Origin of the sequence: Pseudomonas sp. Leaf58, assembly GCF_003627215.1 — a bacterium.
Classification (GTDB): Bacteria; Pseudomonadota; Gammaproteobacteria; order Pseudomonadales; family Pseudomonadaceae; genus Aquipseudomonas.
Map to the genome: position 1 here is coordinate 2,404,574 of NZ_CP032677.1, position 26,543 is coordinate 2,431,116.

A 26,543-nucleotide genomic window follows, 5' to 3' on the forward strand; every position below is an offset into this window, starting at 1 on the left:
GCCATCTACAAATTAAATGTTGGAATACCCGGTATTTGATGGCTGAATGCGAACCTGACGGCCTGCGTGCCCTTCTGGCAAGCGGTCGCCCTGGCCGAACAGCTTGTGGCGCAAAGTGCCGTCGGCATAGCTCAGCGGGTAGCGGCCACGCCGTTGCAGTTCGGGCACCAGCAGCTCGACCACCTGGGCCAGGTCGTCCGGCTGCACGGCGTAGGTCAGGTTGAAGCCATCGATGCCGGTTTGGTCAAGCCAGCTTTCCAGCTGGTCGGCGACCTCGCTGGCGGCGCCCACCAGCACTGGGCCACGGCCGCCCAGGCCGACGAACTCGGCGGCCTCGCGCACGGTCCAGCGGCGGTTCGGGTCGGCGGCGGTGAAGGCGGCCAGGGCCGCGCGGCCGGCGTCGTTCTCGACGTATTCGATCGGCGCATCGGGGTCCAGGCCGGCAAAATCGATGCCGGTCCAGCCGGACAACAGCGCCAGTGCGGCGTCGAGGTCGACATAGCGGCGGTACTCGGCGAAGCGCGCCTCGGCTTCGTCCTGGGTAGGGGCGACGATCAACAACGCCTGGGCGTAGATCAACACTTCGTCACGGCCACGCCCGGCTGCTTCACTGGCCTGGCGGATGCCGTCGGCGTAGCGGCGCAGCACCGTGGGCGTCGGCCCGCTGATGAACACGCATTCGGCATGCCGCGCTGCAAACTGCTGGCCGCGTGCCGAAGCGCCGGCCTGGAACAGTACCGGCGTGCGTTGCGGCGACGGCTGGCACAGGTGCATGCCGGGCACCTGGAAGTGCTCGCCGACATGGTTGATAGGGTGCACGCGGGCCGGCTCGATGTAGCGCCCGCTGTCACGCTCCAGCAGTACCGCATCATCGTCCCAACTCTTCTCCCACAGCTTGTACAGCACCTGCAGGTATTCCTCGGCCAGGTCGTAGCGCTGGTCGTGGCCCAGTTGGCGTGCCAGGCCCAGGTTGCGCGCGGCACTGTCGAGGTAGCCGGTGACGATGTTCCAGCCAACCCGGCCATTGCTCAGGTGGTCAAGCGTGGACATGCGCCGGGCGAAGGGGTAGGGGTGTTCGTAGGTGAGCGAGAAGGTAACGCCGAAGCCCAGGTGCTCGGTCACCCCGGCCATGGCCGGTACCAGCAGCAGCGGGTCGTTGACCGGCACTTGCACGCCACCGCGCAGGGCGGCTTCGGGGCCGCCCTGGTACACGTCGTAGATACCCAGCACATCGGCGATGAACAGGGCGTCGAATAGGCCGCGTTCGAGCAGGCGGGCCAGGTCGGCCCAGTAGCTCAGGCGGTTGAAAGCCACGCTGGTGTTGCGCGGGTGGCGCCACAGGCCGGGGGATTGGTGGCTGGCGGCGTTCATGCTGAAGGCGTTGAAGCGGATTGGGCGAGGCATGCTGGGTGCGCTCCGCTCAAGGCAACACAGAAGCCGGGTAGACCGCGTCGGCCACCTGCAGCTTGCGCGGAATCAGGCCCAGGCCCTGGAAGGTATCGGCCAGCTTCTGTTGCTCGGCAACGATCTGTGGGGTGATGGCCACGGCGTTGTAGTTGCGCCGCTCGCTGGCCACTTCCAGCACGTTGGCGCTGATCCCCAACTGCGGGGCCAACAGCGCGGCGACTTCTGCAGGCTTGGCGTTGGCCCACTGGCTGACCTTGCCCAGTTCGACGAAGAAGGTCTTCAGCAGATCGCGATGCTGGTCGGCGAAGCTGGCGGTGGACAGGTAGAAGGTGCGGTTGTTGGACAGGCCGCTGCCGTCGCGCAGGTTCTTCAAGCCCGGCTGGCTTTCTGCGGCGGCGAGGAACGGGTCCCACAGGGTCACGGCCTGGACGCTGCCCGATTGCAGGGCAGCCACGGCATCGGCGGCGTTGTTGACGTAGGCCGGGGTGATGTCCTGGTAGCTGAGGCCGGCCTGCTCCAGGGCCACGGCCAGCAGGTACTGGGCATTCCAGCCGCGGCCGGTGGCTACGCGCTTGCCCTTGAGGTCGTGCACGCTGGCCAGGTGATCCTGCTCGCGCACTACCAGGCCGATACCGCGGGGGTAGGGCTGCTCAGCGGCCAGGTACACCACCGGCTTACCTGCGGCCTGGGCGAACACCGACGGGGCGTCGGCGGCGTGGCCGAGGTCGATGGCGCCAGTACTGAGGGCTTCGAGCAACTGTGGGCCGGCGGCGAACTCGTGCCAGCTGACGTTCACGCCTTGCGGCGCCAGGGCCTTCTCCAGGGCGCCGCTGCCCTTGAGGATGTTTATGCTGTTGAACTTCTGGTAGCCGATACGCAGGGTCTTGGCCTGGTCGGCAAGGGCTTGAGACCAGGGCAGCAGGGCGCTGGCGACACTGGCCAGCAAGCCGCCGATCAACAGGCGGCGCAGGGGCGAGAAGGCACGGGAGGGCATGGGCATTGCTCCTTGAGTCGAGTAGGAAACGATGCGCCCAGACTAAGGAGGTGGCGTTTGGCTTTCAATTTTTATATGCCTATTTGTTAGATTGTTTAGTTATTTTTATATCCTTTTGTTTTGTAATGGTTGGTCCATTTCGACATTTTTTTCACATTCGCTTGCTAGGCTCCCCGGCAATTCCGAGGAGCCCCGACATGCCGCACATCCTGCGCAAGCGCAGCACCCGCATCGCCCTGACCGCCAGCACCGGCCTGCTCACGGCCACCCTGGGCTTCTTCGCCTGGCAGAGTTTTTACCCGGTCCAGGCTGCCTCCGGCTGGGACGTCAAGGTGTTGCACCGCGACGTGACCAAGGCTGCGTCGCTGCTGCCGCAAGCCGATGGCAGCCTGCTGGTCAGCCGTGAACTGGATGATGGCCGTGGCAGCATCCTCAAGATCACCGCCCAGGGCGACCGGGTGGTGGTCATCGACAACCTGTCCAAGCCCGACGGCATGGTGGCGGCGCAGGGCGGCTGGGTGTTCAGCCAGGAAGGTGGCCGCGCTCCGGTCAGCCTGGCCCGTAATGGCCAGGTTACGCAGCTGTTCGACGGCGAGAGCGTGCAAGGCCTGTGGAACGACGGCGACCACCTGTACGCCATCGAAGACCGCAAGGGCAATGGCCGCTTGATGCGCTATGACTGGCACAGCGGCCAGGTCGATGTGCTGCGTTCTGGCCTGACCGAAACCGAAGGCCTTACCCGCTGCAATGACGGGCGCTTGCTGTACACCGAAAAAGCCAACGGTAAGGTCCGCGCCTTGTCCGAGGATGGCAAAGACCCGGTGGTGGTCGATGGCCTGCGCAACCCCACGTTCCTGTTCTGCGACCAGCGCGGGCTGTGGATCAGCGAAGACAACACCCACCGTGCGCGGCTGCTGCGCATCGACGCCGATGGCGTGCGCCAGACCGTACTGTCGTTCCTCAAGGCGCCCCAGGCAATCGTTGCTGATGGCAAAGGCGGCTACCTGCTGGCCGAAGGTGGCCGCAACCGTGTGCTGCACCTGAGCCCACCCGCGGAGCGCAATAGCGCCCAGCGTGACTAGCTGGGCAGGCGCGGCTTGCGGGTAGGCAGCAAGCCCAGTACCAGCATGCAGCCGAGCAGGATCACCACGCCACCGGCGGCCTGCAGCAGGCTCAGGGCTTCATCGAGGAACAACGCGCCGACCAGCACCGCCACCAGCGTAACCACGAACTCCACACTAATGGCTCGGGTGGCGCCAATGCGTGCCACCAGGCCGAAGTACAGCACGTAGGTGGTGGCGCTCATCACCCCGCCGCTGATCAGCAGGTAAAGCCAATCGCTGGCTTGCGGTACGCTGGGCAGCGGCACCAGCAGCAGCAGGGGCAGGGTCAGCAGCCCGCCAGCCAGGAACGCGCCGCCGGTCACCGCCCACGGGTCCTGGCCGCGCAGGTGCAGGCTGGCGTAGTTGCTGCCGTAGGCGGCACTGATGCAGCCCAGCAGTGAGGCGATGCAGCCATGGATGAAGTCGTCGTCGATTGGCCGGGTCGGGAAACCCACCAGGATGGCGATGCCAGCCATGCCCAGCAGCAAACCAGCCAGGCCTTGCGGGGTGATTTTCTCCAGCCCCCAGACCCGCCCGATCAGCATCGAGAACAGGGGAATGGTGGCGACGAAAATCGCCGACATCGCCGTGCCGATGCGCGGGGTGGCGTACGACAGGCCAATCAGTTGCCCGGCTACGGTGGTGGCGCCGACAACCAGTAACGGTACCAGTAGTGGGCGCAGGCGCAGTGCCCGGCCCAGCAATGCCGCGAGGATTGCCAGCGTGCCACCGGCAAGCAGCGCCCGCAGGCTGACCGCGCCAACCCAGCCAAAGGCATGCACCACCTTGAGCACCACCAGGAAGGAAAAGCCCCAGGCAATGGCTAGAAACAGGTAGGCGGCAAGGTCGCGTGGTTGCATGGGGCAAGGTCCATCCAGGGCAGAAGGCAGTGGGCAAGCAGGCTAGCGGGTTGTGGGCGGGCAGTTCAAGGCCGGCCAGCAGCCGCGCGCCAGGGCTACTCGACCAACAGCGTGCTTCCCTGCATGGCCGCGCTCACGGATAATCCCCTCATTCCAATAAACAGCCTGTGAGTGGGTATGAGTGATTCCGTAGTCAGCCTCGGCCAGCCTGAAACCGAAGGGGGGCGCAAAACGCGCAAGAACAACCCCGAGAAAACCCGTGAGGACATCCTCCAGGCCGCTATCAACGAGTTTGTCCAGCAAGGCCTGGCCGGGGCCCGTGTCGACGCCATCGCCGAGCGCACCGCCACCTCCAAGCGCATGATCTACTACTACTTCGGCAGCAAGGAGCAGCTGTACTGCGAGTGCCTGGTCAAACTGTACGGGGACATCCGCAAGACCGAACAAAGCCTGGACCTGGAGTCGCTGCCAGCCGAGCAGGCGATTCGTCGGCTGGTGGAGTTCACATTCGATCACCACGACCGCAACGTCGATTTCGTGCGGATCATCTGCACCGAAAACATTCACTATGGCGAGTACGTCAAGCAATCACCGGCGATTCGTGAAATGAGCAGCATGGTGCTCGAAGCGTTGGGCAACACTCTGCACCGTGGTGTGCAGGAAGGCGTATTCCGCGCCGGTATCGAGGTTATTGACTTGCACATGCTGATGAGCTCGTTCTGCTTCTATCGGGTGTCGAACCGCCATACCTTTGGCGAGATCTTCCAGATCGACTTGTCCGATGAAGAGGTGAAGCAGCGCCACAAAGCCATGATTTGCGATGCGGTGTTGCGGTATATCCGCGCTTAAGTACGGTGGTAGCTATTGAGCGCGACTGCTCATTCGCCCAGCCGCTGCTCACGCGACGGCGGGTAGCCAAAGTAGGCCGCATAGCACTTGCTGAAGTGCGACACCGAGACAAAACCGCAGGCCACTGCCACCTCCATCACCGACAGGTCGGAGTACTGCAACAGGCGCCGGCTCTTGGTAATGCGTAGCTCCATGTAATAGCGCCGCGGCGAGGTGCCCAACTGGGCCTGGAACAGGCGGTCGATCTGCCGGCGCGAGCGCCCGCTGTAAGCAGCCAGCTGGTCGAGGCTGAGGGTTTCCTCGAGGTTGTTCTCCATCAGTTCGACAATGGTGCGCAGGTGCAGGCTCATGGACTTCTTCGCGCCGGGGCCGACCTGGCGATAACGGGCACCGGAGAACGACAGAATTTCCTCGACGCCCTCCGCCAGGCCGTCGCCATACAGCCGGCGCACCAGGCCCAGCATCAGCTCCATGGCGCCATTGGGGCTGGCGGCGCTGAGGCGGTCGCGGTCGAGGGTGAAGCTGGCCGGGGTGATGCGCGTTTGCGGGCTGCGTTCGGATAGGCTGGCGCGCTGCTCGGGGTGAATGCTGCAACCGTAGTCGTCCAGCACCCCGGCGCGGCCCAGGAACCAGGCACCATTCCACAGCCCGCCCAGGGCCATGCCGTGTGCCGCGCAATCGCCCAGCAGGCGGTCAAGTTCCGGGTATTTCAAGGGCGTGCGCAAGCCGCCGCAAATCACCAGCAGGTCCAGCTCCCTCTGTGCCCCGGCGGACAGCTCGGTGGCCACCAGCTCCAGCCCCAGGTCGCTGAGCACGCGATCGCCGTCCAGCGACAGCGGGGTGAACTGAAAGCTGTCGGCGCGCAGCAGGTTGGCCGTGACCAGGACATCCATGGCCACGGTGAAGCTGGCCATCGAGAAGTGTTCGAGCAACACGAAATCGACCCGATAAGGGGCCTGGGCATTGGCGCTGTTGGGCTTCAGGCGCAGCATGTTGCTGGTACTGGTCTTCTTGCTGAACTGGCGTGGCGTGGGCACTCTGGACTCCGCTTCCTGGCTGGCCAGGGGAGTGTGGCGGGTGGCCGATGGAAAGACAATCTCCCGGGGGGCGTTGTCGTATTCCAGGTCGTGTTCAGGCAACCTGTCTGGCTTGGCCCGTTGCCGCTATGCTGACGCTCACGTCACTGAGGATGCCCTAGATGAAATACGCCGCTGCCCTGTTGCTTTGCCTGTTGCCACTGCTGGGCAACGCCCTGGAAACGGGTGACAAGCTTGCCCCGTGGACACTGCTCGACCAGTACGACCAGGCCCACAGTTTAGATGCCGGCACACACATCCTGCTGGTGGCGCGCGACATGGACGGTGCCAAGCTGGTCAAGGCGGCGCTGGCCGAACAGCCCAAGGGTTACCTGGAAGCGCGCGATGCATTGTTCGTGGCCGACATCCAGCGCATGCCGGCGCTGATCAGTAAACTGTTCGCCATCCCTGCCATGCGGGGCTACAACTACCGGGTGTTGCTCGACCGGGAAGGGCGGGTGGCCAGCCGTTATCCTGGCCAGGATGGCCAAGTTCAGTGGTTGCAGCTGGAGCAGGGCGCGCTGGTGAGCCAGCGCGCGTTTGCCGATGCCGCGGCGCTGAAGGCGGCGCTGGAGCGTGCTCCACGGCATTGAGGTTCGCCTGTGATGCCCCTAAAGCCAGCCAAATCAATCTGAACCCTCAGCGCCTTCGGCAACCCAAGCCATTACATGCCAATTGGGAGAGCGCTCATGGAAATCGGAACGATCTGGATCATTATCGCGGCCTTGGTGATCCTGCTGGAAATCTGGGCCATCTGGCACATCATCGGCAGCGACCGGCGCGCCGAGCGCAAGATGCTGTGGATTGTCTTCGTGGTCTACGCACCGCTCCCCGGGTTGTTGTTCTGGGCCTGGCGCGGGCCGCGGGCGGTGAAGGGCAGGGCGGTACTCCAGGAAAAATGACAGTGCCCGGCATCAGGCGCGGGGGCGCCTGATGCCGGGTTTACGCTAGACGATGCTGAAGCGGATCGCCGGCCCCAGGCCGTCGACCATCAGGCAGCCATAGAACTTCACACTCGTCAGTACACGTAGGCGCTTGAGCTCCGCGTGGATATGATTGCGGATCAGCCGCTCGGCTTCGTTGACCTGGTCAACGGGCGTGACGCTGTCGAGCTGGACCAACCCAAGCAGGGTGGTTTCGATGTGTTCCACAGTATCTAGCCCGATGTTCTCGCGCAGGTGCTGACGTGCCTGTGCCGCATCATATTCATCCTCATCGGGGTTGCGCGGCTTGATGGTGTAGGCGAGTAGAAATTCGTGTTTGCTCATGGTGTTTTCCTTGCTGCATACAGGCCTCCGTGCCGGGCCTTGCAATCTAGCGCCTGGCGGCCACAGGGCAAACAGACGCGTGGTTCAAGGGCACTCGTGCACTGTGCGAAACGTCCTACATCCCACACTTGACCTCGACTTAACTCAAGGTTCGATACTGCGCCACTCTTTCGATCGATCGAGGGCTTACCGTGACCCGTTCCATGTTCCAGCTAAGTAACCCAGCAGGCTTGTACGACCCCAGTGGCAATGCCTATTCCCATGTTGCCGAGGTGCGTGCCGACAGCCGCCTGTTGTTCATCGCCGGCCAGGGCGGGGAGGACTGTAACGGGCAGCTTTCGCCCCTGTTCGCCGAGCAGGCGCGCCAGGCGCTGGCCAACCTGCAGTTGGCCCTGGCCTGCAAAGGCGCCAGCCTGGCCCAGGTGTTCAAGTTGACCCTGTTGGTTGTCGAGCATTGCGAAGCGCGCCTGCGCGAGTGGGTAGCCGAGGCTGACCGGGCCTGGGGCCCGCACATGAAGCCGACCTGCACGCTGATACCGGTGCCGCGGCTGGCACTGGACGGCATGCTGGTAGAGATCGAGGCCATCGCAGCGCTGTAGCCCGCCGCAATGGGTGGTGGCGCCAAACAAACGCGTTGTTGTATCTCGCTGCGGGTGGTATGAGCATGTGCGCCATAACGACCGTTTCTTTCTCAGAGGTGACAACACCATGAGCTCCGGCACCACCACGCTTACTGACCGCAAGGCCCGGCCCTGGCTGTGGCCCGCACTTTTCAGCCTAGTCGCCTTCGCTGCCAACTCGGTGTTCTGCCGGCTGGCGCTGAAAGACGGCGCAATTGACCCGGTCTCCTTCACCATGGTGCGGCTGGCCAGTGGCGCGCTGTTGCTGCTGCTGTTGATCCGCTTGCGCAAACCCGCGCTCGCCATGGGCGGCAGCTGGCGAGGCGGCCTGGCCCTGTTCCTCTACGCCTTCTTGTTTTCTGCGGCGTACCTGCAATTGGGCGCGGGCGCAGGGGCGTTGCTGCTGTTTGGCGCGGTGCAGATCACCATGTTCGGGTTCGCCTGGTACCAAGGCGAACGCTTCAGTGCGCGAGTGCTGTTGGGCATGCTGATTGCCTTTGCCGGCCTGCTGATACTGCTGTTGCCCGGCAGCGAAGCCCCTCCTTTGGCCAGCGCCTTGCTGATGGCCGCCGCGGGCGTGGCCTGGGGCGTGTACTCGCTGCTGGGCAAAGGTTCGCCCAGGCCGTTGGCCGATACTGCCGGCAATTTCGCCCGCAGCCTGCCGTGCCTGGTGCTGCTGGCGCCGATGCTGTTACTGGGCGCCGGCCTACAGCTAACCCCGCTTGGCTTGCTGTATGCCCTGTGCTCTGGTGTGCTGGCCTCGGCGACGGGCTATGCCGTGTGGTACGGCGTGGTGCGGCAGATTAGCGCCCAGCAGGCGGCAACCCTGCAGCTAAGCGTGCCGGTGATTGCCGCACTGGGTGGGGTGGTGCTGATCGGTGAGCCGTTGTCATTGCGCTTGCTGTTGGCATGTGTGGTGGTGTTGGGTGGTATTGCCCTGGCGCTGGCGTCGCGTCGTTAAAAGAAGCGGCGCTGCGCCTTGAACGTCACCATGCTGTCGCAATAGCTGTTGATGCCCGAATAGGCATCACAACTGCCGCCACTGAGGTTGGAATTGCTGTAGACCAAGTTCAGGTCGATGCCAAGCCAAGGGCGCGACAGTTCCAACGTCCAATCGGAAAAGGTACTCACCGGGTTGCCATTGCTGATGGTGAATGGCGTGCCCAGGCGGTGATGGGCGAGCTTGATGGTGAGGTCGAGGTCGAACAGCGGCAGTTGGCCGAAGTCGGCGAACAAGGTACTGGTGCGGTTGTCGGGGTTGTCGCGCAGCGCTCCGCCAAATCGGCTGCCCAGGACCGACACCCCGCCGTACAGGGCATAGCTGTCGGGGCCTGCGAGGTTTGGCTGGCTATAATGGATCAACCCCACCTCGTAGCCCAAGCTGTTGTCGAAGCGGTGCTTGTAACCCAGGTAACTGTCCAGCCGTAGGGTGGAGTTGGATGACACGCCCATGCTTGGGGCGTACTGGCCCAGGTACCAGCCACTGCGGTGGCTGAAGTCGAGGCCGCCGTGGAATGCCCCGATGGCGCTGGGCGAGATCAGCCCTTGGGCCATACTGCGTGAGGGTGTGGTGCCGAGCGTGAGGTCGAAATTACCCAATTCGCGTTTGATTTGCTGAGCCAACAGCACTGGGCTGAACAGCAGTGCAGCACTCAGCAACAGAAGGGGCCTGGTCATGGTCTCCGTCCTGGAAGGCTTGCGGTTGAGCGGTAAAGCATACCTGTGCAGTTGGCGGGAGGGAACCGTTGGCTAGGCCACTCAGCCTTTGGTCGAACGGTCGCCGTCGGCGGCTTCGGTCACCACCGGCAGGCTGCCGGCACGCTGGATTACCCGCCGTTGCTGCTCGTAGTCGTCCAGCGACAGACCACGGCGTTGCAGTGCTTCCAGTTGCAGTTGATGGGTTTCTTCGGCGGTGAAGGGGCGCAGTTCGGGGTGGCTGGCACAGCCGCTGATGAGCGCGATGGCAACAACGGCGAGGGCGGTGGGCAGCAGGCGGGCCAGGGTGTTCATCAGGGTGCTCCAGGGGCCGGGGTCGTGGGCGACGCGTCAATGGAGCTAGGTTATTCGGCCAGGCCGTGCGGTAGAAATTGCCATTCTCGATAGTGACTATTGATGGTTCCAGGTGAACCGGGAGGGTGTGATGGCGCAAGACCAACAACCGCGCAAATGGGGCGTGCTGGAACCGATCGACCGGATCACCGAAGTCATCTTTGGCCTGTTGATGGCGATGACCTTCATCGGCTCACTCAGCGTTGCTACCGCGGGGCGCGAGGATGCCCGGCTGATGCTGATTGCTGCGTTTGGCTGCAACCTGGCCTGGGGCCTGGCCGATGCGGTCATCTATTTGCTGCGCACCTGGACCGAACGCACCCGCAGCCGTACCTTGCTGGCCCACCTGCAGGTCGCTGAAGGCAGCCAGGGGCGCCGATTGATTGCCGATGCGCTGCCAGAGCGTATTTGTCTGGCACTGGATGAAGACGGGCTGGAGTTGCTACGCGGGCGGATGCTGGGGGATGGCGCCCGCCCGTTGCCGCCACGGCTGGGGATGGATGACCTCAAGGCTGCCCTTGCTACCTTCCTGCTGGTGGTACTGGCGACATTCCCGATGGTTATCCCGTTCTTGTTGATTGAAACCACATCCACGGCTATTCGCGTGTCGCACCTGGTCGCGTTGGCCATGCTTTACCTGGCGGGGTGGCTGCTGGCGCGTTATTCCGGCGGGCGCACCCAACTGACCGGCGTGGTCCTGGCCGCTGTCGGGGCGGCGCTGATCCTGGCAATCATTGCCTTGGGCGGCTGAGCAGCGCCCGCTCAGTATTTGATGTCGCGGGCGCGCTCGCGGGCTTGCTGCTTGGTGTGGCGCTTGTCCTGCCGGCAGCCGGCGTTGCTCTGCTGGTCAGCGTGGCGGCAGTCCTGCTTGGTCTGGCGCGCGTCTTGGCGGGTTTCCTGGCGCACGTCACGGGCCTCGCGGCGCCGTTCGGCGCGGTCGGTGGCCGCCCACGCCGAGGTGCACAGCGCGGTCAGCAAGATGGCGGCGATGAAGCGGGGGGTGTTCATCGGGGCGGGCTCCTGTTTGAACATTACTCGTTATACCTGTGCCGGCCCTTTCGCGGGCAAGCCCGCTCGACCCACACACACCCATGTGAGCGGGCTTGCCCGCGAAAGGGCCGGTACAGGTCAATTACAGATGCCAACCTAGCTGCGGTATAGATTCAAAAGCAGCAAACACCACTGCCCTTGGAACGCAAAAGTTTGCGCGCCCCGATCTGGCCAAAAACACCGCCATTGCTACCCTTAAGCCACGCGGTCTGAGCCCATGGGGAGAAGCGATGCGCATGCCATTGTTAGTGGTCCTGTCGGCGGTGTTCTATTTGGGGGCTATACCCAGCCTGGTGCTGGCAGAAGACGTACCAGCCCCCGACCCGGCACCTCAAGCCGACACGGTCGCGGCCAAGGACGCGGTATTTACCCAAGAGCAACTGGACCAGATGCTCGCACCCATCGCCTTGTACCCTGATGCGCTGCTGGCCCAGGTGCTGATGGCATCCACTTACCCGGGGCAGGTAAACGAAGCCGTAACTTGGTCCAAGGCCAACCCCAAGGCCTCCGGCGACGATGCAGTGAGGCAGGTGGCGAAGCAGCCATGGGACCCGAGTGTACAAGCGCTGGTGGCCTTCCCGCAGGTGCTGGCAACCCTGGGCCAGGACCCGGTCTGGGTCCAGCGCCTGGGCGACGCCTTTCTCGCACAGCCCGACGATGTCATGGGCGGCGTGCAACGCCTGCGTCACCAGGCCCAGGTCGCCGGCAACCTGCAGAGCAACCAGTACCAGAACGTGACTGTGCAGGCCGCCCCGGCACCGGCCCCAGCGCCGGTCTCCAGTGGCAGCAGCACCCAGGTAGTCGCGGCCAGCAGCCCGCCCACCACCATCATCATCGAGCCGGCCGACCCACAAGTGGTGTACGTGCCCAGCTACAACCCGACCACCACCTACGGTACCTGGGCCTACCCGGCCTCCCCGCCGCCGTATTACCCGCCACCGCCCATGTACTACCCCGGTTCTGCGTTGGTTGCTGGCCTGGCCTTCGGTACCGGCGTAGCGATCGTAGCCTCGCTGTGGGGCGATTGTGACTGGGGCAACAATGACATCGATATCGACGTCAATCGCTACAACAACATCAACGGCAATAACCGCATCACCAACAACCAGAACAAATGGCAGCACAACGCCGCCAACCGCGACGGTGTGCCGTACCGCGACGCCCGCAGCCGCCAGCAGTATGGCCGCCAGTTGGACGGTGCCACGCAGCGTACCGCCTTCCGTGGCGACGACGCCCAGCGCGCCCAGGCGCGGGATAAGGCCAGGGCTTCGATGGACCGCGCCGGCATTGAAAGGCCGGCCAGCAGTAACCGTCAGGCACGCCAGCAAATGCGTGAGGCGCAAGCAGGCAATTCGGCTGGCAACCGTATGCAGCCCCGTAACGATAACCCGAGGGCAGCCGACCGCGGGCAGCAAACACGCGACAGCCAGCCGCGCCCACAGCAAACCCCGGCAAACCAGCGTAGGCAGAGTGAAGGCCAGGCACGGCAAACAGCGCAGAACCGGCCCAGCAACAGCGCCGGGCGGGCCCGCAATAATGCCTTCGATGGCGTGCGTTCACCGTCGCGCACCAGCGCGCAGGCCAGCCGTGGCCGCACCAGCCAGTCGTTCGCCCAGCGGCCCAGCACGTCGCGCGCCGCCGGGCACCAGATTTCCAGGCCCAGTGCCCCCGCACGCCGTGGCGGAGGTGGCCGTCGATGAACCGTCAATCGATAGCGGCACTGGTGCTGGCAGCCGGTATGGCCTGGTCGAACCTGGCCGCTGCGCAGGAAACTTTCCCAACACCCGAGAAGGCTGTGGAATCCTTCGTGGCGGCACTTGGCGCGGAGCAGCCTGATGAAGCCCGCCTGGCCCAACTGCTGGGCGATGACTGGCGTACCTACATTCCGCGCGGGGGGGTACAACGCAGCGACGTGGACACCTTCCTGGAGCAGTATCGTGCGCAGCACAGCATCGCCATGTCGGGTGAGGGCAAGGCCATCCTCGCGGTGGGCAGTGACCACTGGACCCTGCCCATTCCGTTGACCAAAGGCAACCAGGGTTGGCGCTTCGACCTCAAGGCCGGCAGCGCCGAAATCCGCGCCCGGCGGATTGGCCGCAACGAGCTAGGGGCCATGCAGTCGCTACTGGCCTACCACGATGCGCAGATGGACTATGCCACCCAAGACCACAACGGCAACGGCGCGCTGGAATACGCGCAGAAGATTTTCAGCGAGCCTGGCAAGCATGACGGGCTGTACTGGGATGATGACGGTGACGGGCAAGTCAGCCCACTGGGCCCGCTATTCGGCCAGGACGTGGTCGGTGACGCCTGGTATGGCTACCACTTCCGCATCCTCGATGCACAAGGCCCGTCTGCCCCCGGGGGGGCCTACAGCTACCTGATCGGCAACCAGATGAGCCGCGGCTTTGCCATGGTCGCCTGGCCGGCGAAGTACAATGACACCGGGGTAATGAGCTTCATGATCAGCCATGACGGTGAGGTGTTCGAAAAAGACCTCGGGCCGCATGGCGACAGGCTGGCCAAAGAGATGAAACGCTTCGACCCAGATGACAGCTGGAAGGTGGTGGACGTACCGGCGGGGGATTGAATGGGTCGTACCCCCGTGGCCGGTTCAAGGTGCGCTTCGCGATTCCAGGTCCATATCAGCGGGCCAGCTCACTTTGGGTGCCAAGCGCAGGGCGAACTCACACCACAGCACATCGTTATGGTCTTTGGGGGCGCTTGGTGATGGCAGGGACGATGGGCCTTCCTGCATGTAAGTACAGATGTAGGCCCATGCGTACTGGTCAGCGCCCATCGTCACCAGCGGGAAACGGTCGATCACGTTGTGGGTGCCAGGCGTGACGATGGACAGCATGACACCCGATTTGAAAATGAACCCACCGTTTGGCAGTGCGCCGTTCTGCGACCAGCGCTCGGCGCGTACTTGGGACCAGTCGTAACTTACGGGGACGACTTTGCCTTTGTCGAATGGGTTCCACCATTGGCGTTTGAAGTTGTAGGCGTAGATTTTATTGCGGGCTCGGTTGAAACGGATCGGCAGGTCTCGTGGAGGTGCTAGATCCATTCGCAAAAGGGCAACGATGCACCATGTAATCAAGGTATGCGGGATGACGAGTATGAGGACACTCTCTAGTTCTGTTGGGTCTGTGTGGGTAATCATCCAAGGCAGGTCGATAAGGGTGGAGATCATGAGTACTAATGCCAGAGCCGATACCACGCCTCGGTATGCCATGGCAGAACGAGGTATTTCAAGAAAATTGCTATCTTGATGATTGGGAGTCTGATTGCCCAAGTGGGGCGCTAAAAGCGGTGCATCGCAGGGGGCTGGCAAATCTTCTTTCCATCCCGTGCAGGGTGGATTAAGTGTCGGACGGCTCATGGTGTGTCGCCCTTGCTGGTACGTATATTATTTTCTTTAACAATGACTCGGGCGCATGCCGTTGGATCATGTTTGTCGGGCCAGTAGCTTAGGTTGAGTTCAGTGGCCGTGATGGTGTGGTGGTCGGACAGTGGCAGTGATCCCTGGATGCTTAGACCTCCCGTCGCGTCGTTGATCGTTATAACCGGTTGCATATCGGATGCCTTCGAGAAAAGGTCACTAGGTTCTTCATTTTTTGCGTGTGGTTTCACCGGTGTGTTGATGAACGAGGCAATCACATCGTGGCCCTCGGTGGCGCACCACGTGGGCAATGGCCTGGGTGGCCCCAAGGGGACCGGCGACACCGCAAAGCGCCGCAAGGTATCTTCTGCCGCTACCTCGTAGGCCTGCCAGACTTCCTGGTCGAGTAGCACGTAGTCATAGCCTTAGCGCAGCAGCAGGATCGGCAGGCCAGCGTTCGCAGGCATTACAGCTGCCGTGGGGGCGGGTATAGCCTCCTGCACGGCGAGGTGAATGGCTTTGTTGAAGCTCATGGATAGCACCTTGCCTGTGGCGGTGTGACGGGATAGGGAATTTTTCTGGTTTCCGCTGCCGGGTGACGAAATCATGGAGGCGCTGCGGGTAGCTACAGACCTGTTCTGATGGGGTCAGCATGTGAAATTCCTTTTCGGCTAGTGCACCGTAACTTGCGTCGACTGGGACGGGAGAACACTAGCGAGGAATCAATTCGCGGGGGAGTTTTTGGCGTCCCAAAAACTTGTAGGAAGTTTCGCTTTTACATTTTCAGCCGATCTTGGGGCAATAGATTGCCAGCGATATTCAGGTCCGGTTAGCTCAGGGAGCTGTTCTCGACTCCAAATCCATCTCAGCTGGCCAGGCGACTTTGGGTGCCAGACGCAGAGCGAACTCACACCACAGCACATCGTTATGGTCTTTGGGTTCGCCTGGCGGCGGCAGCGCTGAGGGCCCTTCCTGCATGTAGGTGCATATGTAAGCCCAGGCATGCTGGTCAGCGCCCATGGTACTTAGGTGAAAGCGGTCGATGACGTTGTTCGTGCCCCGCGCGACGATGGACAGCATGACACCCGATTTGAAAATGAACCCACCGTTTGGCAGTGCGCCGTTCTGCGACCAGCGCTCGGCGCGTACTTGGGACCAGTCGTAACTTACGGGGACGACTTTGCCTTTGTCGAATGGGTTCCACCATCGGCGTTTGAAGTTGTAGGCGTAGATTTTCTGGAGGGCACGGTTGAATCGGATGGGTTCGTCGCGAGGGGGATATATATCAACTTGGAATCCAAAAATCGTGCACCAGACGCTAAGTAAAAGCACGAAAAATCCAATGACGACAAGATCAATGCTGCCGATGCCCCAGCTGTTGGCGATCATATAAGGAACCTGCAGTGTGAATACGGCTGCAGGCACTGCGAGTGCTGAAAGGATGCCTCTAGGTGAAATAGGAGGGCGAGGCACTTCAAGGTAAATCGTATCTTGATGGTTTGGTATCTGCCTGCCCAAATGTCTGTCAACGCCTGGACGGGTGTCTGGGCCAGGCAGATCCTCCTTCCAGCCAGCGCAGGGAGGGTTCAGTAATGGGGAGGCCAATTGAGTTGCTCCAAAGATTTTATATTGTTCTCTGCCATTGTTATCTGTGCTCTGGCTGACTCATTATCAACATCAGGCCAATAAATCAGACTCAGCGTCAGAGAGGTAATGTTGTGGTGGTCTGTCAAGGGAAATACCCCTTGGAGGCTTAGGGTCTTGCTTTCTGTATCGGTATTTTTGTGCAGGCTGTTTAATATGTCGTCTGCAAAAAACCCGGTGGCGTTAAGTGTTGAGCTTGACTGCCGGACCAAACTACTGCTGTCTCCTGATAAGGTGAGGGTTTCATTGCTTCCTCCTGTTCGATGCAGGTCCAGCTGCCACTGATAATGTGAAATACCCACCGTGAAGTTTGGCATGCTCATGTAAGCGGTCAGTACATAGCCAGCGGCCACCGTGCTACCGTCACTGATGACTAATTCACTTTCCCTCTGTTTGAAGCCAATATTTATCGAGGCCTCGGCTCTCATGCCCAGCGCTGCGGCATTCAGAGCACCAATAGCCAAATCAATATTTTTTGCCTCACACCAATAGCGATGTTCCGGTGGCAGTCCCCATCTGCTGCGTCGAGCCCATAGTTCTGTCGCGGAGGACTCTTGCTGTTTCGCCCTGGCCGCCAATGCGTATGCTGCCAAGCCCAAGATTATCGCAATTCCCAGCGGCCCCAGTAATGTGCCTGGGACAAGGGCGGCATAGCCGGCTGGGAAGATCGTGGCAAAGGCGATGGCACCTGCATAGCCATAGGTGTGGGCGGACACATAGTCACCCTGTTTATCTGCTCTTCTAGCAGCCCAGGCGTATTGGGCTGTGTCAGATACCCCTGCGAGCGCTGTTAGGACGCCCCCGAATTTAGCAAAGCGTTCACCTAAGCTCACGGTGCTAATGGCGCCTGGCCACAGCTTTTCCGGGCGAAGTAACTGTGCAGTAAGCCCCGCGCTCTCGACACTTGCCCCGATTACACCAAGTGAAGAAGACCAAATTGCGGAAAGCGCTTCTGGGTCTACGTGGGAGGTTTTAAGTAGTGCCTGATAATTCTTGCGTAAGCTATTTTGATGGAACCATATGCCACCTAAACCAAGCATCAAGCTGGCACTTATCGGTGTGGTTACAGCGTTCCGCAAACTAAGAGTTGTGTCGCTCGCCAAGGTACGAGCCGCCACTGCGCTTAGCCGAACGACATTCGCACCGACAGTAACAGTACGAGCCAGGGTGATGGCACCTGCTGCGGCACGTTCCCGCAAGAGAACTAACTGCGCCTGCAAGCTTTCGGCACTTTCCAACGTCCAGAGCACCACCTCGATCATCTGGTTGCGATTACCCGCTGCCGCGATATTGATCGCCCCACTCAGCACCATGGCCCGCACTTTGCGCCCGAGGGGATCACGGAACTGTTTGTCTATCTGCTGCAGAAACGCATCGGTTCGTGCCTGCAAGGTTTCATTGAGCAGGCTCATGTACTCGCCCACTGTCAGCGACACCCGCAGCGGGGTCACCTGCTGCCCGGCGAACAGCGCAAATGCCGAACGATGCACATGGCCGATTAGCGTTTGGGTCCGCTCACTGATGTGCTGGCTGAGCGCATTACCTGCGCTGTTGGTCGCGGCCAGCAACTGGCCAATGGCATCTTGCAGCGGCCTGATCATCAACAGCTGGCCGTCGTCAGTACCGGCGATGCCCTTGATGATGTCGTACACCTTGCCGAAGTCGTCACCGGACAGCGCGCTGACCACCTGCTGCATCAGGTTCTGATTCTTGCCCAGCAATGCCTGGTACAGCAGGCTCTGATCGTCTTCCAGTAGCTGCTGCCAGACATGCTGGGTCATCCCGAGCGGCTGACCCTCCTGGGGCAGGGCTTCAGTGGGCCCGCCGGCCAGGCAGGCGGCCATCATGCGGATGAAGTACTCGACCGAGACCGGATCAAACGCGTCATAGTCGTGGTAACCGATCCGCTGGAACGCTCGTACTGCGTAATGGTGCGCATACAACTTACCAACGTGGTCGACCATCGCCTGCCAGTTTTTCAGTTCGCGGTCGTAATCGGCCTGGAACGCGGCGCGGGCGCTTTCGTCATAACGCGCTTCCAGGCGCTCGCGGGTTTCCTGCTGTTTGCGCGCGATATTGCGTTGGCTCTGCGCTTCGATATCCACTGGCGGCAAATGGGCCTTGGCCGCGATGGGGCTGTCATTCCACTGCTCGACCTGCTGGGCTTCCCGCTGTGCATCCTCGGTACCTTGTGCGGTGGCCCTGGCAACATGCAGCATCACGGATGCCTAGCAACGCCTGCGAGGTGAAGTACTCGAAATGGCGCTGCGGCTGCGCCCGCCATTCCTGCATCGCCCGCACCCAGCCAGTACGTTGCGCGTTGAGTTCCATCACCATGCCCACCGGGTCGGGCAGCGTCAGCGCCAGCGCCAGCACGCCATTGGGCAGTTGTTCTTGCTGGATAACCTTGCGCACATGATTGTGGGTTTCTTGCCAGCGGCCCAGGCGGCTGTAAAAGCCGTGAACGCTGGTAAACCTGTTTGAGGAGAAGGTGCTGAACTCCAGCACATTGTCCAGGCCGAAGCGGAAGGTATCGGTCATGGCGATGCCGAGGCTGGCGGGGTCGTTGCGTGCGGTCTCCAAGCCCACTTCGACGAAGCGGGCGAGGGTGTCGGGGTCATTGGCGGCGATACCGTTGCGGTAACGGTCGAGTACTGCGCGGGGCCAGGGATCGTTGGCAAAGGCGATCCAGGCTTTGCGGTAGAGCAGGGTATCGATGTTGATGAACGAGGCAATCACAGTGTGGCCCTCGGTGGCGCACCACGTGGGCAATGGCCTGGGTGGCCCCAAGGGTATCGGCGACACCGCAAAGCGCCGCAAGGTGCCTTCTGCCGCTACCTCGTAGGCCTGCCAGACTTCCTGGTCGACTAGCACGTAGACATAGCCTTGGCGCAGCAGGCGCAATTGGTCGGTGTGCATCGGGTGGAAGGTGATTTCGCTGTCGTCCGCCAGGCGAAAGGGGCGCCCGGTATCGGGGCGTGGCGCGTAGGCTTCGCGCAGCAGCAGGATCGGCAGGCCGGAGCGTTCGCAGGCATTACAGCGGCCGTAGGTGTCGGGTATAGCTTCCTGCACGGCGAGGTGAATGGCTTTGCTGATGCTCATGAGGCATTCCTTTTCCAGTGATTTGACCCAACGGCCAAAACACTAGCGAGGAACGCTTTCGCAGGGGAGCAATGGGCGTCCTAAAACTTTGTAGGAATCTTCGCTTTCGGCTCAATGGGTACGCGCAGCCCGCACCTCCCGCGCCGTGCAGCCATACTGCTGGCGAAACGCCCGGGTGAATTGCGCCTGGTCGGCAAACCCCCAGCGGAACGCCAGTTCGCCGATGGCCAGGTGGCAGTGCGGGTCGCGCAGCTGCCGATGCACGGCCTCCAGGCGCTGCTGGCGCACCCACTCGCCAAGGGTATAGGGCGTGATCGCAAACAGCTTGTGCAGGTAACGCAGTGACAGCCCGCAGGCGCTGGCGATGGTTGCTGGCGACAGCTCGGGGTCGCCGAGGTGTTGCAGCACATACTGCTCAACCCGCGTCAGGTGCAGGGTACTGAGGTTGTTGCCTTCGCTGCCCAGTACCCGCTCATCCTGTTGCAAGGCCAGGAGCAGGGTAGCCGTGGCCTGCTCCAGCAGCAGGTGGCGGGCAGCCGCGGGGCTGGCGTCAAAATGCCGGGCGCACAGGTCCAGTTGTTCGACAAAGATACGCCCCAGGCCCTGGCTGGCATCGAAGCAGTGGCGGGTATAGCGCTTGTGCCCCAGCAGGTTGGCCTTGAGTGCGCGTTCGGGCAGCTTGAGTACCCACAGGTCGTTCTGCGCGCGGTAATGGAAGCGGTAGGGCGCATCGCCGCGCTCGACGATGAAGCCGCCCGGGCTGCAACTGAGTAGGTGGCCTTCCTGCTCGAAATGCACCTCGTTGCTGCGCGGTACGGTCACCAGGTAGAACGCTTCATGGTCCTGGCCGATGTGCGCCTTGCTGCGCGAGTAGCCCAGTTGGCTGGAGCGCAGGCGCGACAAGCTGAGGGGCGTGCTGGGCGTGCTCCAGCGCTGCAGGTGGCCATCGAATGGCTGCTCGGCGGCGAATTCCAGGCTCAACGGGAAGTAGGTATCACTGATGGCTTCGGCCCAGCGCGCCTGGCGTTCCGCTTGTGGCCAGCCGTGGGTCGAAAGTTCGGTGGGCATGGTTTGTCCTTTTTCAAAGAGGGCAGCATTGAAAAAAGGAACTGCAGGCAAGCTACTCAAGCAGCTCTTGTTATTGTGCCAACCGCCCGGCAGCGCAAAGCTACCGGGCGGTTGGCAGGCCCATGATCGGCGCGAGCCGACCTGTAGATCAAGCCCCGCGTGTCACCCGGTAGGTGGCCGAAGGCTCCAGGCGTGCTTGCCAGCCAGGTGGCAGGACGATGTTGGTGGTGTCTTCCTCGATTACGCAGGGGCCGTGCACGGTCTGCCCGGGCAGCAGGCGGTTACCGTTGAACACCGGCGTGGGTTGCCAGTCGCCGTCGGCACTGAACAGCATCGGGCGCAGCGTGGCCGGGGTGGGCGCGGGCGGTTGGGCCGGGCCCTGCAACTCGGGCTGCGGCGGGCGCGGCAAGTGGCCGATTACCGAGCATTCCAGGTTCACCAACTCCACCGGGCTGGCCGCTTCGCTATACGAGTACAGGGTTTGGTGGCGGGTATGGAAGCGGCCAATCAGCTCGGCCAGGCCCGTGTCGTCGAGGGCGTGCTGCTCCAGCTCCACGCTGCATTCGTGGATTTGCCCCAGGTAGCGCATTTCCAGGGTGTAGTGGCAGCTGCTGGCCTGGTCGGCAAAGCCGTCTTCGCGCAGGTTGGCCAGGCCCTGTTGGCGCAGTTCGGCGAGGGCCTGGTTGAGTTGCGCGAGGTTCACGTGCCCGGCGTCCAAGCGCATCGACAGGCTGGTGAGCTGGTCGTAGCGTACGTCGGAAAGAATCTGCCCGAACGCACATAGGCCCGAAGCCACTTTAGGGATCAGCACGGTCTGCATGCCGATCTCCTCGGCCAGACGTACCACGTGCAGGCCCGCTGCACCGCCTGCACCGATCAGGGCGAAGTCGCGCGGGTCGTGGCCGCGCTCGATGGAAACTCGGCGAATACCGTTGACCATGTTCAGGTTGACCAGGGTGGTGATGCCGAAGGCGGCGCGCTCTACGCTGATGCCCAGGGGTTCGGCTATCTTGCTGCGGATGGCATCCAGCGCTGCCTGGCGATTCAGGCGGATGCTGCCGCCCAACAGCGCGCCATCGGGCAGGTAGCCCAGGGCCAGGTTGGCGTCGGTTACGGTTGGCTCTGTGCCCCCCTTGCCGTAGCACACCGGCCCGGGCGTGGCGCCGGCGCTGCGCGGGCCGACCTGGAGCATGCCAAACTCATCCAGGTGAGCGATGGAGCCTCCACCGGCACCCAAGGTTTCCACCTGGATCATCGGCACACCGATGCGCTGGCGCAGGAAGTCGACATCCTTGCTGAAGTTGGTGCGCCCGGCGTTGGTCAGGGTGATGTCGAACGAAGTACCCCCCATATCGACCGTGATGACGTTGTCGATGCCGAACGGGCGGGCCACCGCCAGCCCCGCCTGGGGGGCCGAGGCCGGCCCGGAGTTGATTGCATTGACCGCGCGTTCGCGCATCAGCTGCCCGGGCGCCAGCCCGCCGTTGGACTGGAAGTAACGCACCGGCTGTTGCGCGCCGAGTTCCTCGAACAGGCTGTCGATACGGGCCACGTAGCGCGCCATCACCGGGCTGAGGTAAGCGTTGACCACGGTGGTGGAGGTGCGGGTGTATTCGCGAATCTGCGGGAACACCTCGCAACCGGTGCAGACGAACACCCCGGGCAAGGCGGTCCGTACCAGTTCGGCGGCGCGTTGTTCGTGGCTGGGGTTGCGCACCGACCACAGGAAGGAAATGGCTACCGCCTCCACGCCTTCGGCACGGAAGTAGTCGATGGCGGCGTGAATGGCGCGCTCGTCCAGCGCGCTGTGTTCACGGCCATCGCCGAGAATACGGCCACCGATGGGGCGGCGCAGGTGGCGCGGGGCGAGCATGTGCGCGGGGGGGTAATGGGCGTCGTAGCGGTGGCCTTCTTCCTTGTGGCCCAGGCGAATCTCCAGGCTGTCCTCGTGGCCCTCGGTGCACAGCAGGCCCACCTTGGCCCCGGTGCGTTCGATCAGGGCGTTGAGGCCGACCGTGGTGCCGTTGATGCACAGGTCGCAGTTGGCGATCAGCTCAGCCGGGCTGCGGCCGGTGGCGTCGGCGATTTGCGCCAGGCCGGCGCGTATGGCCAAGGTGCCGTCCTGCGGTGTGGACGGCGCCTTGAACAGCTGCACGCCGCCGTCGCGGTCGGCCAGGATGAAGTCGGTGAAGGTGCCGCCGGCGTCGATGCCCAGGCGATATTGGTTGCGCATGATCAGTCTCCGGTCAGTGCGGGGCGCGGGCAAGGCGGGTTGCGGGTTCATCCAGGTGGCCATCGGCATCGAGGACCACGCCGTATTCCAGGGCGGCGCCCTGGGGCGAGACCAGGCCATTGCGCACATCCTGCAACACCGAGGCGATCGGGCGCTGCAGCGGGTCGCCGTAGCCACCGCCACCGGGGTTGATATTGATGATCCGCTCGCCGGGTTGCAGGGTGAGCATCGGGTTCTGCGTGTAATGGTCTTCGTTGCCGTCGGCGTGGCGGTGGATCAGCCGGCCCAGCTTGGGTTCGAGCAGGGCGTTGCGTGCCCCGGCGGCACCGGCGGTGGGCAACTGACGGCCTTCGCCGAAACCGACCACGGTCATCGCATGGTCCAGCGGCTCGATTTCCAGGCGGGTGCCCGAGCCACCGCGAAACTCGCCGGCGCCGCCACTGTCGGTCATCAGGCTGTAGCGGTGGATGAGCACCGGGTAGGCGTGTTCGAGCAGTTCGATGTCACCGCTCATCAGCGCGCCAAAGCAGCACAACGGCCCGCAGGCGTGCCAGCCATCCATCACCTTGTTGGCGCCGGCGCCGGCAATGATCGAGGCCAACACCATGGTCACGTATTCGCTGTTGCTGTTGCGCGGGTCGTGGCCGGCGATGTTGATGCCGCTGGTGTGGCCCCAGGAAGCCGTCACCCGCTGCGGCGAGGCTTGCTCCAGTGCCGTGCGCACGGCATCGGCCAGGGTCTCCATCGGCGTGGTGGTGCAGTTCACGTGGGGCGCCGGTTCTGCGGCGTTGCACAGCGTACCCTTGGGCCCAACGTCGACCGTGACGCAACGGTACAGGCCTTCGTTATACGGCGGTGCGACCTGGGCGAACATCATCAGCCCCAGGTACACGCCGGACACCGAGTTGCCTTCGTAGGAATTGATGAAGTACGGCACTTGCGGCGGGCTTTCGATGCGCACGTGGGCCTGGTCGCCACGCACCTGCACATGGGCGGTGATGGCCAGTTCACCCAAGCCGTGGCCGGAGTCCTCAAGCACCGCAGTGCCGCTGTAGTCGCCGTCCGGCACGTCGCGCAGCAGCGCGCGCATGTGCCGGTCGGCCATGTTCTTCAGCTCGGCGATGCAGGCCCGCACCTGCGCCACACCATACTTGTCGAGCAGCTCCAGCAGGTGCCGCTCGCCGACCTTGCAGGCGCCGTACTGGGCATTGAGGTCGCCTTCCTGGTAGGGGCGGGCGCGCATGTTGGTGAGCATGAAGTTGATGACGTCTTCACGGCGCTTGCCCTTTTCCCATAGTTTGACCGGGGGAATGCGCAGGCCTTCGGCATAGATTTCCTTGGCGTCGGGGTTGTAGCCAGCCGGTACCGGGCCGCCGATGTCGGTCAGGTGGCCCTTGCACACGGTCCAGAACACCAACTCGCCCTGGTAGTACACCGGTTTGTACATGCAGCAGTCGAGAATATGGCTGCCCTTGTAGGCCGGGTCGTTGTGGTAGATCACATCGCCTTCGGCGATGTCGTCGCCGAAGAACGCGGCCACGCACTTCATGGCCGGGATCAGCGAGCCGAGATGGATGGGAATGTCCTGGCCTTGCAGGATCATTTCCGGCAAGTGGTCGAACAGCGAGTTGGAATAGTCATGGGCCAGGTTGAACACACTGGAGCGCCCGGTCTTTTCCAGGGTCAGGGTCATTTCCCGTTGCGCTGTTTCCAGCGCACCTCGGACAACCGCAAGGGTGATCGGATCTACTGTTTGCATAGGTCACCAACGTTTATTCTTGTGCTTTGGGTGCGTGCCGCGGTGTGGCGGCGCGTGGTGACAGGCTACGGCGCAGGGTGGGCGGAAGGCTTGTCGCTGGGTGTACTGGTTGTTGTGTTTGGGCGCACAAACAAGCAGGGCGAGCGTCTTTATCCCGGTGGGAGCAAGGCGGACAGAGGTGAACTGACAGGGTGCCTGCCTCTGGTCTTGGGGTGGCGCACAAATCGAGCGCCGCCCGCGCGGCGCTTCGCGGCGCAAGGCCGCTCCCACATCTGTTTCGGGCCAGTTATTCCTGTGCCAGGTGGGTTGCAGCCTTGGTGCATGACTGAAGACGAATGAAGATCAGCTGCGCAACCTTCGATATCGAATGGAACAAACAAGGCGGGCAGAGGAGACTACACAGGAGTGACTGGCCAGGTGGGTTGCAGCCTTGGTGCATGACTGAAGACGAATGAAGATCAGCTGCGCAACCTTCGATATCGAATGGAACAAACAAGGCGGGCAGAGGAGACTATACAGGAGTGACTGGCCCAAAACAGATGTGGGAGGGGCCTTGCGCCGCGAAGCGCCGCGCGGGCGGCGCTCGATCTCACAGGCGCTAAAACTCTCAAGACAGCCGCTCCTACAGGCGATAAAGGCGCTACTGCGCCAGCATCTGCCGCACCAGCCACTGCCCCGCCGGGCCCAGCGCGCGTCGGCTTGACCAAACCACATCCATATCGACCCGCCGCGGGTAACCGGCGACGTGCAATTCCACCAGCCCACTGCCAAACCGCGCTACCAACGCCCTGGGCAGCTCAGCCCAACCAAACCCGCGCACGGCGAACTCCAACAGGGTGAGGTAGTCCGGCGCCGACCAGGCCTGGCCGCGGCCCTGATGCAGGCTGGGGGCATAGGTTTTGATATACAGCCGCCGTGCACTTTCAAGGTGCTGCATCTGCACGTTGGCCAAGCCCGCCAACGGGTGCTCGCCGGCCACGTACACGCCGAATTCCGCCTGCTCGGGCAAACGGGCCACGGCCACGTCGGCAGGGTAGCTGGGCTGCGCGGCAAGGATGCCGACCTGGGCCAGGCCCTGCTGGATCAGCTCGATCACATCGGCGTCTTCGGACGGGCCGCAGCGCAGCTCGGTATGCGGGTAGTGCTGGGCAAAGCAGGCCATCACCGCGCCCTGGAAGGTGACGCTGTAGCTGTCCGACATTACTACCGAGACCAGCGCCTCGACGTTTTCCGCCAAGCGTACCGCCAACGCATCGAGTTGGGCGCTGGCATCGAGAATCGCCTCGACATGGCTCAGCACCTGCCGGCCAGCGTCATTCAGCGTGGGGTGGCGGCCGCCACGGTCGAACAGAGGGCAACCCACATCGGCCTCGAAATTGGCGATGGCGATGCTGATGGTGGACTGGCTTTTGCGCAGCTTGCGCGCTGCGGCGGAGAACGAACCCAGCGAGGCGGCTTCGACAAAGGCGACTAGAGCTTCGGGAGAGTAGCGCATGGTATTGATAAAACTGATAGTAGCTATGTCGCGAGTATCAGTTCTATCAAAGAAAATAGGAAGCACGACTCACGCAATGGATGGAATTGCAATGAAAAACAACGTCTCCTTCACCGAACGCCTGGTCCATGCCGTCGGTTATGAGGTCTTCGCCGTGCTGCTGTGTGCGCCACTACTGTCCTGGGTCATGGGCAAGTCGCTGGCGACGGCAGGGGCGCTGGCAGTGACGCTGTCGGTGATCGCCATGGTGTGGAATATGGTCTACAACGCGCTGGTCGACCGTTACGTACAGGTCGAACGTATTCACTGGACCGCCCGCGCACGCTTTGTGCACGGCCTGGGCTTCGAAGCCGGGCTGGTGGTGTGGTGCCTGCCGGTAGCAGCGTGGATGCTGGATATCTCGTTGCTGCAGGCGTTCATGGTGGAGCTGGGCTTCTTCGTGATCATCTTGCCCTACACCGTGCTGTACAACTGGGCCTTCGACAAAGCCCGGCATTTGCTGATGCAGCGTCGCCTTGCATGAATATGCGGCCCGGCGCTGGCTGGTGTAGGAGCGGCTTTAGCCGCGAACACCGGCGTAG

The 26,543-nt window shown here is 62.7% G+C and carries 27 protein-coding genes; 10 read left to right on the forward strand and 17 right to left on the reverse strand.

Annotation, left to right across the window (positions count from 1 at the left end; translation table 11 throughout):
- Positions 1 to 12: 12 nt before the first annotated feature.
- Both DV532_RS11230 and DV532_RS11235 read right to left on the reverse strand, forming a co-directional pair.
- Entirely contained in the window at positions 13 to 1,404 is a 1,392-nt protein-coding gene (locus DV532_RS11230) for an LLM class flavin-dependent oxidoreductase (protein ID WP_056801077.1), read from the reverse strand.
- Positions 1,405 to 1,420: 16 nt separating this feature from the next.
- Positions 1,421 to 2,401 (reverse strand): aliphatic sulfonate ABC transporter substrate-binding protein, encoded by a 981-nt coding sequence (locus DV532_RS11235; RefSeq protein WP_056801078.1) that lies wholly within the window; start codon positions 2,399 to 2,401, stop codon positions 1,421 to 1,423.
- Positions 2,402 to 2,598: 197 nt separating this feature from the next.
- Here DV532_RS11235 and DV532_RS11240 point away from each other — a divergent pair, with 197 nt between their 5' ends.
- On the forward strand, positions 2,599 to 3,483 hold the full coding sequence (locus DV532_RS11240) for a hypothetical protein (protein WP_056801081.1): 885 nt from the start codon (positions 2,599 to 2,601) through the stop codon (positions 3,481 to 3,483).
- Here the strand turns inward: DV532_RS11240 and DV532_RS11245 are convergent.
- Entirely contained in the window at positions 3,480 to 4,364 is an 885-nt protein-coding gene (locus DV532_RS11245; protein WP_056801083.1) for a DMT family transporter, read from the reverse strand. The genes DV532_RS11240 and DV532_RS11245 overlap by 4 nt on opposite strands.
- Positions 4,365 to 4,541: 177 nt before the next feature.
- Here DV532_RS11245 and DV532_RS11250 point away from each other — a divergent pair, with 177 nt between their 5' ends.
- Positions 4,542 to 5,213 carry a TetR/AcrR family transcriptional regulator gene (locus tag DV532_RS11250; protein WP_056801085.1) on the forward strand — a complete coding sequence of 224 codons (672 nt, stop codon included), beginning with the start codon at positions 4,542 to 4,544 and terminating at the stop codon, positions 5,211 to 5,213.
- 29 nt (positions 5,214 to 5,242) lie between these two features.
- On the opposite strand, the gene DV532_RS11255 is transcribed toward DV532_RS11250, so the two are convergent.
- Positions 5,243 to 6,250 carry a GlxA family transcriptional regulator gene (locus DV532_RS11255; RefSeq protein WP_056801087.1) on the reverse strand — a complete coding sequence of 336 codons (1,008 nt, stop codon included), beginning with the start codon at positions 6,248 to 6,250 and terminating at the stop codon, positions 5,243 to 5,245.
- A 161-nt stretch (positions 6,251 to 6,411) separates the two neighbouring features.
- On the opposite strand from DV532_RS11255, the gene DV532_RS11260 reads away from it, so the two are divergent.
- Both DV532_RS11260 and DV532_RS11265 read left to right on the forward strand, forming a co-directional pair.
- Complete coding sequence (locus DV532_RS11260) at positions 6,412 to 6,882, forward strand: hypothetical protein (RefSeq protein ID WP_056801089.1); 471 nt, start codon at positions 6,412 to 6,414, stop codon at positions 6,880 to 6,882.
- A 96-nt stretch (positions 6,883 to 6,978) separates the two neighbouring features.
- Positions 6,979 to 7,191 (forward strand): PLDc N-terminal domain-containing protein, encoded by a 213-nt coding sequence (locus tag DV532_RS11265; RefSeq protein ID WP_056801091.1) that lies wholly within the window; start codon positions 6,979 to 6,981, stop codon positions 7,189 to 7,191.
- A 45-nt stretch (positions 7,192 to 7,236) separates the two neighbouring features.
- On the opposite strand, the gene DV532_RS11270 is transcribed toward DV532_RS11265, so the two are convergent.
- A complete protein-coding gene (locus DV532_RS11270; RefSeq protein ID WP_056801093.1) occupies positions 7,237 to 7,557 on the reverse strand; it encodes a hypothetical protein in 321 nt (106 codons plus the stop codon).
- A gap of 203 nt (positions 7,558 to 7,760) precedes the next feature.
- On the opposite strand from DV532_RS11270, the gene DV532_RS11275 reads away from it, so the two are divergent.
- Both DV532_RS11275 and DV532_RS11280 read left to right on the forward strand, forming a co-directional pair.
- On the forward strand, positions 7,761 to 8,156 hold the full coding sequence (locus DV532_RS11275) for a RidA family protein (protein ID WP_056801095.1): 396 nt from the start codon (positions 7,761 to 7,763) through the stop codon (positions 8,154 to 8,156).
- A gap of 109 nt (positions 8,157 to 8,265) precedes the next feature.
- Complete coding sequence (locus tag DV532_RS11280; protein WP_056801097.1) at positions 8,266 to 9,138, forward strand: DMT family transporter; 873 nt, start codon at positions 8,266 to 8,268, stop codon at positions 9,136 to 9,138.
- Here the strand turns inward: DV532_RS11280 and DV532_RS11285 are convergent.
- Both DV532_RS11285 and DV532_RS11290 read right to left on the reverse strand, forming a co-directional pair.
- Positions 9,135 to 9,854 carry a TorF family putative porin gene (locus tag DV532_RS11285; protein WP_056801099.1) on the reverse strand — a complete coding sequence of 240 codons (720 nt, stop codon included), beginning with the start codon at positions 9,852 to 9,854 and terminating at the stop codon, positions 9,135 to 9,137. The two genes, DV532_RS11280 and DV532_RS11285, sit on opposite strands and share 4 nt — an antisense overlap.
- 81 nt (positions 9,855 to 9,935) lie before the next feature.
- Entirely contained in the window at positions 9,936 to 10,187 is a 252-nt protein-coding gene (locus tag DV532_RS11290; RefSeq protein ID WP_056801101.1) for a hypothetical protein, read from the reverse strand.
- A gap of 130 nt (positions 10,188 to 10,317) precedes the next feature.
- Between DV532_RS11290 and DV532_RS11295 the strand changes: the two genes are divergently transcribed.
- Positions 10,318 to 10,977: a VIT1/CCC1 transporter family protein gene (locus DV532_RS11295; RefSeq protein ID WP_056801102.1), complete on the forward strand. Its 660-nt coding sequence runs from the start codon at positions 10,318 to 10,320 to the stop codon at positions 10,975 to 10,977.
- Between the two features lie 11 nt (positions 10,978 to 10,988).
- Here the strand turns inward: DV532_RS11295 and DV532_RS11300 are convergent, their stop codons facing one another.
- Complete coding sequence (locus DV532_RS11300) at positions 10,989 to 11,234, reverse strand: hypothetical protein (protein WP_056801104.1); 246 nt, start codon at positions 11,232 to 11,234, stop codon at positions 10,989 to 10,991.
- A gap of 272 nt (positions 11,235 to 11,506) precedes the next feature.
- Between DV532_RS11300 and DV532_RS11305 the strand changes: the two genes are divergently transcribed.
- Together DV532_RS11305 and DV532_RS11310 are read left to right on the forward strand one after the other, a co-directional pair.
- Positions 11,507 to 12,976: a DUF3300 domain-containing protein gene (locus tag DV532_RS11305; RefSeq protein ID WP_056801107.1), complete on the forward strand. Its 1,470-nt coding sequence runs from the start codon at positions 11,507 to 11,509 to the stop codon at positions 12,974 to 12,976.
- Positions 12,973 to 13,866 (forward strand): DUF2950 domain-containing protein, encoded by an 894-nt coding sequence (locus tag DV532_RS11310; RefSeq protein WP_056801109.1) that lies wholly within the window; start codon positions 12,973 to 12,975, stop codon positions 13,864 to 13,866. Before DV532_RS11305 ends, DV532_RS11310 begins: the two co-directional genes overlap by 4 nt.
- A 24-nt stretch (positions 13,867 to 13,890) precedes the next feature.
- Here the strand turns inward: DV532_RS11310 and DV532_RS30895 are convergent, their stop codons facing one another.
- The 9 genes from DV532_RS30895 to DV532_RS11350 form a co-directional block, all read right to left on the reverse strand.
- On the reverse strand, positions 13,891 to 14,661 hold the full coding sequence (locus DV532_RS30895; protein ID WP_256659110.1) for a DUF6708 domain-containing protein: 771 nt from the start codon (positions 14,659 to 14,661) through the stop codon (positions 13,891 to 13,893).
- Positions 14,658 to 15,074: a hypothetical protein gene (locus DV532_RS11320; RefSeq protein ID WP_056801110.1), complete on the reverse strand. Its 417-nt coding sequence runs from the start codon at positions 15,072 to 15,074 to the stop codon at positions 14,658 to 14,660. The genes DV532_RS30895 and DV532_RS11320 overlap by 4 nt, the downstream gene beginning before the upstream one ends.
- 421 nt (positions 15,075 to 15,495) lie before the next feature.
- Positions 15,496 to 16,050: a DUF6708 domain-containing protein gene (locus DV532_RS11325; RefSeq protein ID WP_256659111.1), complete on the reverse strand. Its 555-nt coding sequence runs from the start codon at positions 16,048 to 16,050 to the stop codon at positions 15,496 to 15,498.
- A 197-nt stretch (positions 16,051 to 16,247) separates the two neighbouring features.
- On the reverse strand, positions 16,248 to 18,524 hold the full coding sequence (locus DV532_RS11330) for a T6SS effector BTH_I2691 family protein (protein WP_177339533.1): 2,277 nt from the start codon (positions 18,522 to 18,524) through the stop codon (positions 16,248 to 16,250).
- Positions 18,445 to 19,407, reverse strand: coding sequence for a T6SS effector BTH_I2691 family protein (locus DV532_RS30660; RefSeq protein WP_177339534.1), 963 nt, complete (start codon positions 19,405 to 19,407; stop codon positions 18,445 to 18,447). The genes DV532_RS11330 and DV532_RS30660 overlap by 80 nt, the downstream gene beginning before the upstream one ends.
- Before the next feature lie 111 nt (positions 19,408 to 19,518).
- Positions 19,519 to 20,475 (reverse strand): helix-turn-helix domain-containing protein, encoded by a 957-nt coding sequence (locus DV532_RS11335; protein WP_056801115.1) that lies wholly within the window; start codon positions 20,473 to 20,475, stop codon positions 19,519 to 19,521.
- Positions 20,476 to 20,623: 148 nt separating this feature from the next.
- The gene (locus DV532_RS11340; protein WP_056801117.1) at positions 20,624 to 22,708 is read right to left on the reverse strand and encodes a hydantoinase/oxoprolinase family protein; all 2,085 of its coding nucleotides are present in this window, start codon (positions 22,706 to 22,708) and stop codon (positions 20,624 to 20,626) included.
- A gap of 13 nt (positions 22,709 to 22,721) precedes the next feature.
- Entirely contained in the window at positions 22,722 to 24,467 is a 1,746-nt protein-coding gene (locus tag DV532_RS11345) for a hydantoinase B/oxoprolinase family protein (RefSeq protein ID WP_056801119.1), read from the reverse strand.
- A gap of 640 nt (positions 24,468 to 25,107) precedes the next feature.
- A complete protein-coding gene (locus tag DV532_RS11350; protein WP_056801121.1) occupies positions 25,108 to 25,962 on the reverse strand; it encodes a LysR family transcriptional regulator in 855 nt (284 codons plus the stop codon).
- 91 nt (positions 25,963 to 26,053) lie between these two features.
- On the opposite strand from DV532_RS11350, the gene DV532_RS11355 reads away from it, so the two are divergent.
- A complete protein-coding gene (locus tag DV532_RS11355; protein WP_372339986.1) occupies positions 26,054 to 26,485 on the forward strand; it encodes a multidrug/biocide efflux PACE transporter in 432 nt (143 codons plus the stop codon).
- The last annotated feature ends 58 nt before the right edge of the window (positions 26,486 to 26,543 follow it).

Coding starts and splice junctions, on each gene's coding strand:
- DV532_RS11230 (WP_056801077.1), bottom strand. CDS start 1,404: ATGCCTCGCCCAATCCGCTTCAACGCCTTCAGCATGAACGCCGCCAGC.
- DV532_RS11235 (WP_056801078.1), bottom strand. CDS start 2,401: ATGCCCTCCCGTGCCTTCTCGCCCCTGCGCCGCCTGTTGATCGGCGGC.
- DV532_RS11240 (WP_056801081.1), top strand. CDS start 2,599: ATGCCGCACATCCTGCGCAAGCGCAGCACCCGCATCGCCCTGACCGCC.
- DV532_RS11245 (WP_056801083.1), bottom strand. CDS start 4,364: ATGCAACCACGCGACCTTGCCGCCTACCTGTTTCTAGCCATTGCCTGG.
- DV532_RS11250 (WP_056801085.1), top strand. CDS start 4,542: ATGAGTGATTCCGTAGTCAGCCTCGGCCAGCCTGAAACCGAAGGGGGG.
- DV532_RS11260 (WP_056801089.1), top strand. CDS start 6,412: ATGAAATACGCCGCTGCCCTGTTGCTTTGCCTGTTGCCACTGCTGGGC.
- DV532_RS11265 (WP_056801091.1), top strand. CDS start 6,979: ATGGAAATCGGAACGATCTGGATCATTATCGCGGCCTTGGTGATCCTG.
- DV532_RS11270 (WP_056801093.1), bottom strand. CDS start 7,557: ATGAGCAAACACGAATTTCTACTCGCCTACACCATCAAGCCGCGCAAC.
- DV532_RS11275 (WP_056801095.1), top strand. CDS start 7,761: ATGTTCCAGCTAAGTAACCCAGCAGGCTTGTACGACCCCAGTGGCAAT.
- DV532_RS11280 (WP_056801097.1), top strand. CDS start 8,266: ATGAGCTCCGGCACCACCACGCTTACTGACCGCAAGGCCCGGCCCTGG.
- DV532_RS11285 (WP_056801099.1), bottom strand. CDS start 9,854: ATGACCAGGCCCCTTCTGTTGCTGAGTGCTGCACTGCTGTTCAGCCCA.
- DV532_RS11290 (WP_056801101.1), bottom strand. CDS start 10,187: ATGAACACCCTGGCCCGCCTGCTGCCCACCGCCCTCGCCGTTGTTGCC.
- DV532_RS11295 (WP_056801102.1), top strand. CDS start 10,318: ATGGCGCAAGACCAACAACCGCGCAAATGGGGCGTGCTGGAACCGATC.
- DV532_RS11300 (WP_056801104.1), bottom strand. CDS start 11,234: ATGAACACCCCCCGCTTCATCGCCGCCATCTTGCTGACCGCGCTGTGC.
- DV532_RS11305 (WP_056801107.1), top strand. CDS start 11,507: ATGCGCATGCCATTGTTAGTGGTCCTGTCGGCGGTGTTCTATTTGGGG.
- DV532_RS11310 (WP_056801109.1), top strand. CDS start 12,973: ATGAACCGTCAATCGATAGCGGCACTGGTGCTGGCAGCCGGTATGGCC.
- DV532_RS30895 (WP_256659110.1), bottom strand. CDS start 14,661: ATGAGCCGTCCGACACTTAATCCACCCTGCACGGGATGGAAAGAAGAT.
- DV532_RS11325 (WP_256659111.1), bottom strand. CDS start 16,050: ATGATCGCCAACAGCTGGGGCATCGGCAGCATTGATCTTGTCGTCATT.
- DV532_RS11330 (WP_177339533.1), bottom strand. CDS start 18,524: ATGCTGCATGTTGCCAGGGCCACCGCACAAGGTACCGAGGATGCACAG.
- DV532_RS30660 (WP_177339534.1), bottom strand. CDS start 19,407: ATGAGCATCAGCAAAGCCATTCACCTCGCCGTGCAGGAAGCTATACCC.
- DV532_RS11335 (WP_056801115.1), bottom strand. CDS start 20,475: ATGCCCACCGAACTTTCGACCCACGGCTGGCCACAAGCGGAACGCCAG.
- DV532_RS11340 (WP_056801117.1), bottom strand. CDS start 22,708: ATGCGCAACCAATATCGCCTGGGCATCGACGCCGGCGGCACCTTCACC.
- DV532_RS11345 (WP_056801119.1), bottom strand. CDS start 24,467: ATGCAAACAGTAGATCCGATCACCCTTGCGGTTGTCCGAGGTGCGCTG.
- DV532_RS11350 (WP_056801121.1), bottom strand. CDS start 25,962: ATGCGCTACTCTCCCGAAGCTCTAGTCGCCTTTGTCGAAGCCGCCTCG.
- DV532_RS11355 (WP_372339986.1), top strand. CDS start 26,054: ATGAAAAACAACGTCTCCTTCACCGAACGCCTGGTCCATGCCGTCGGT.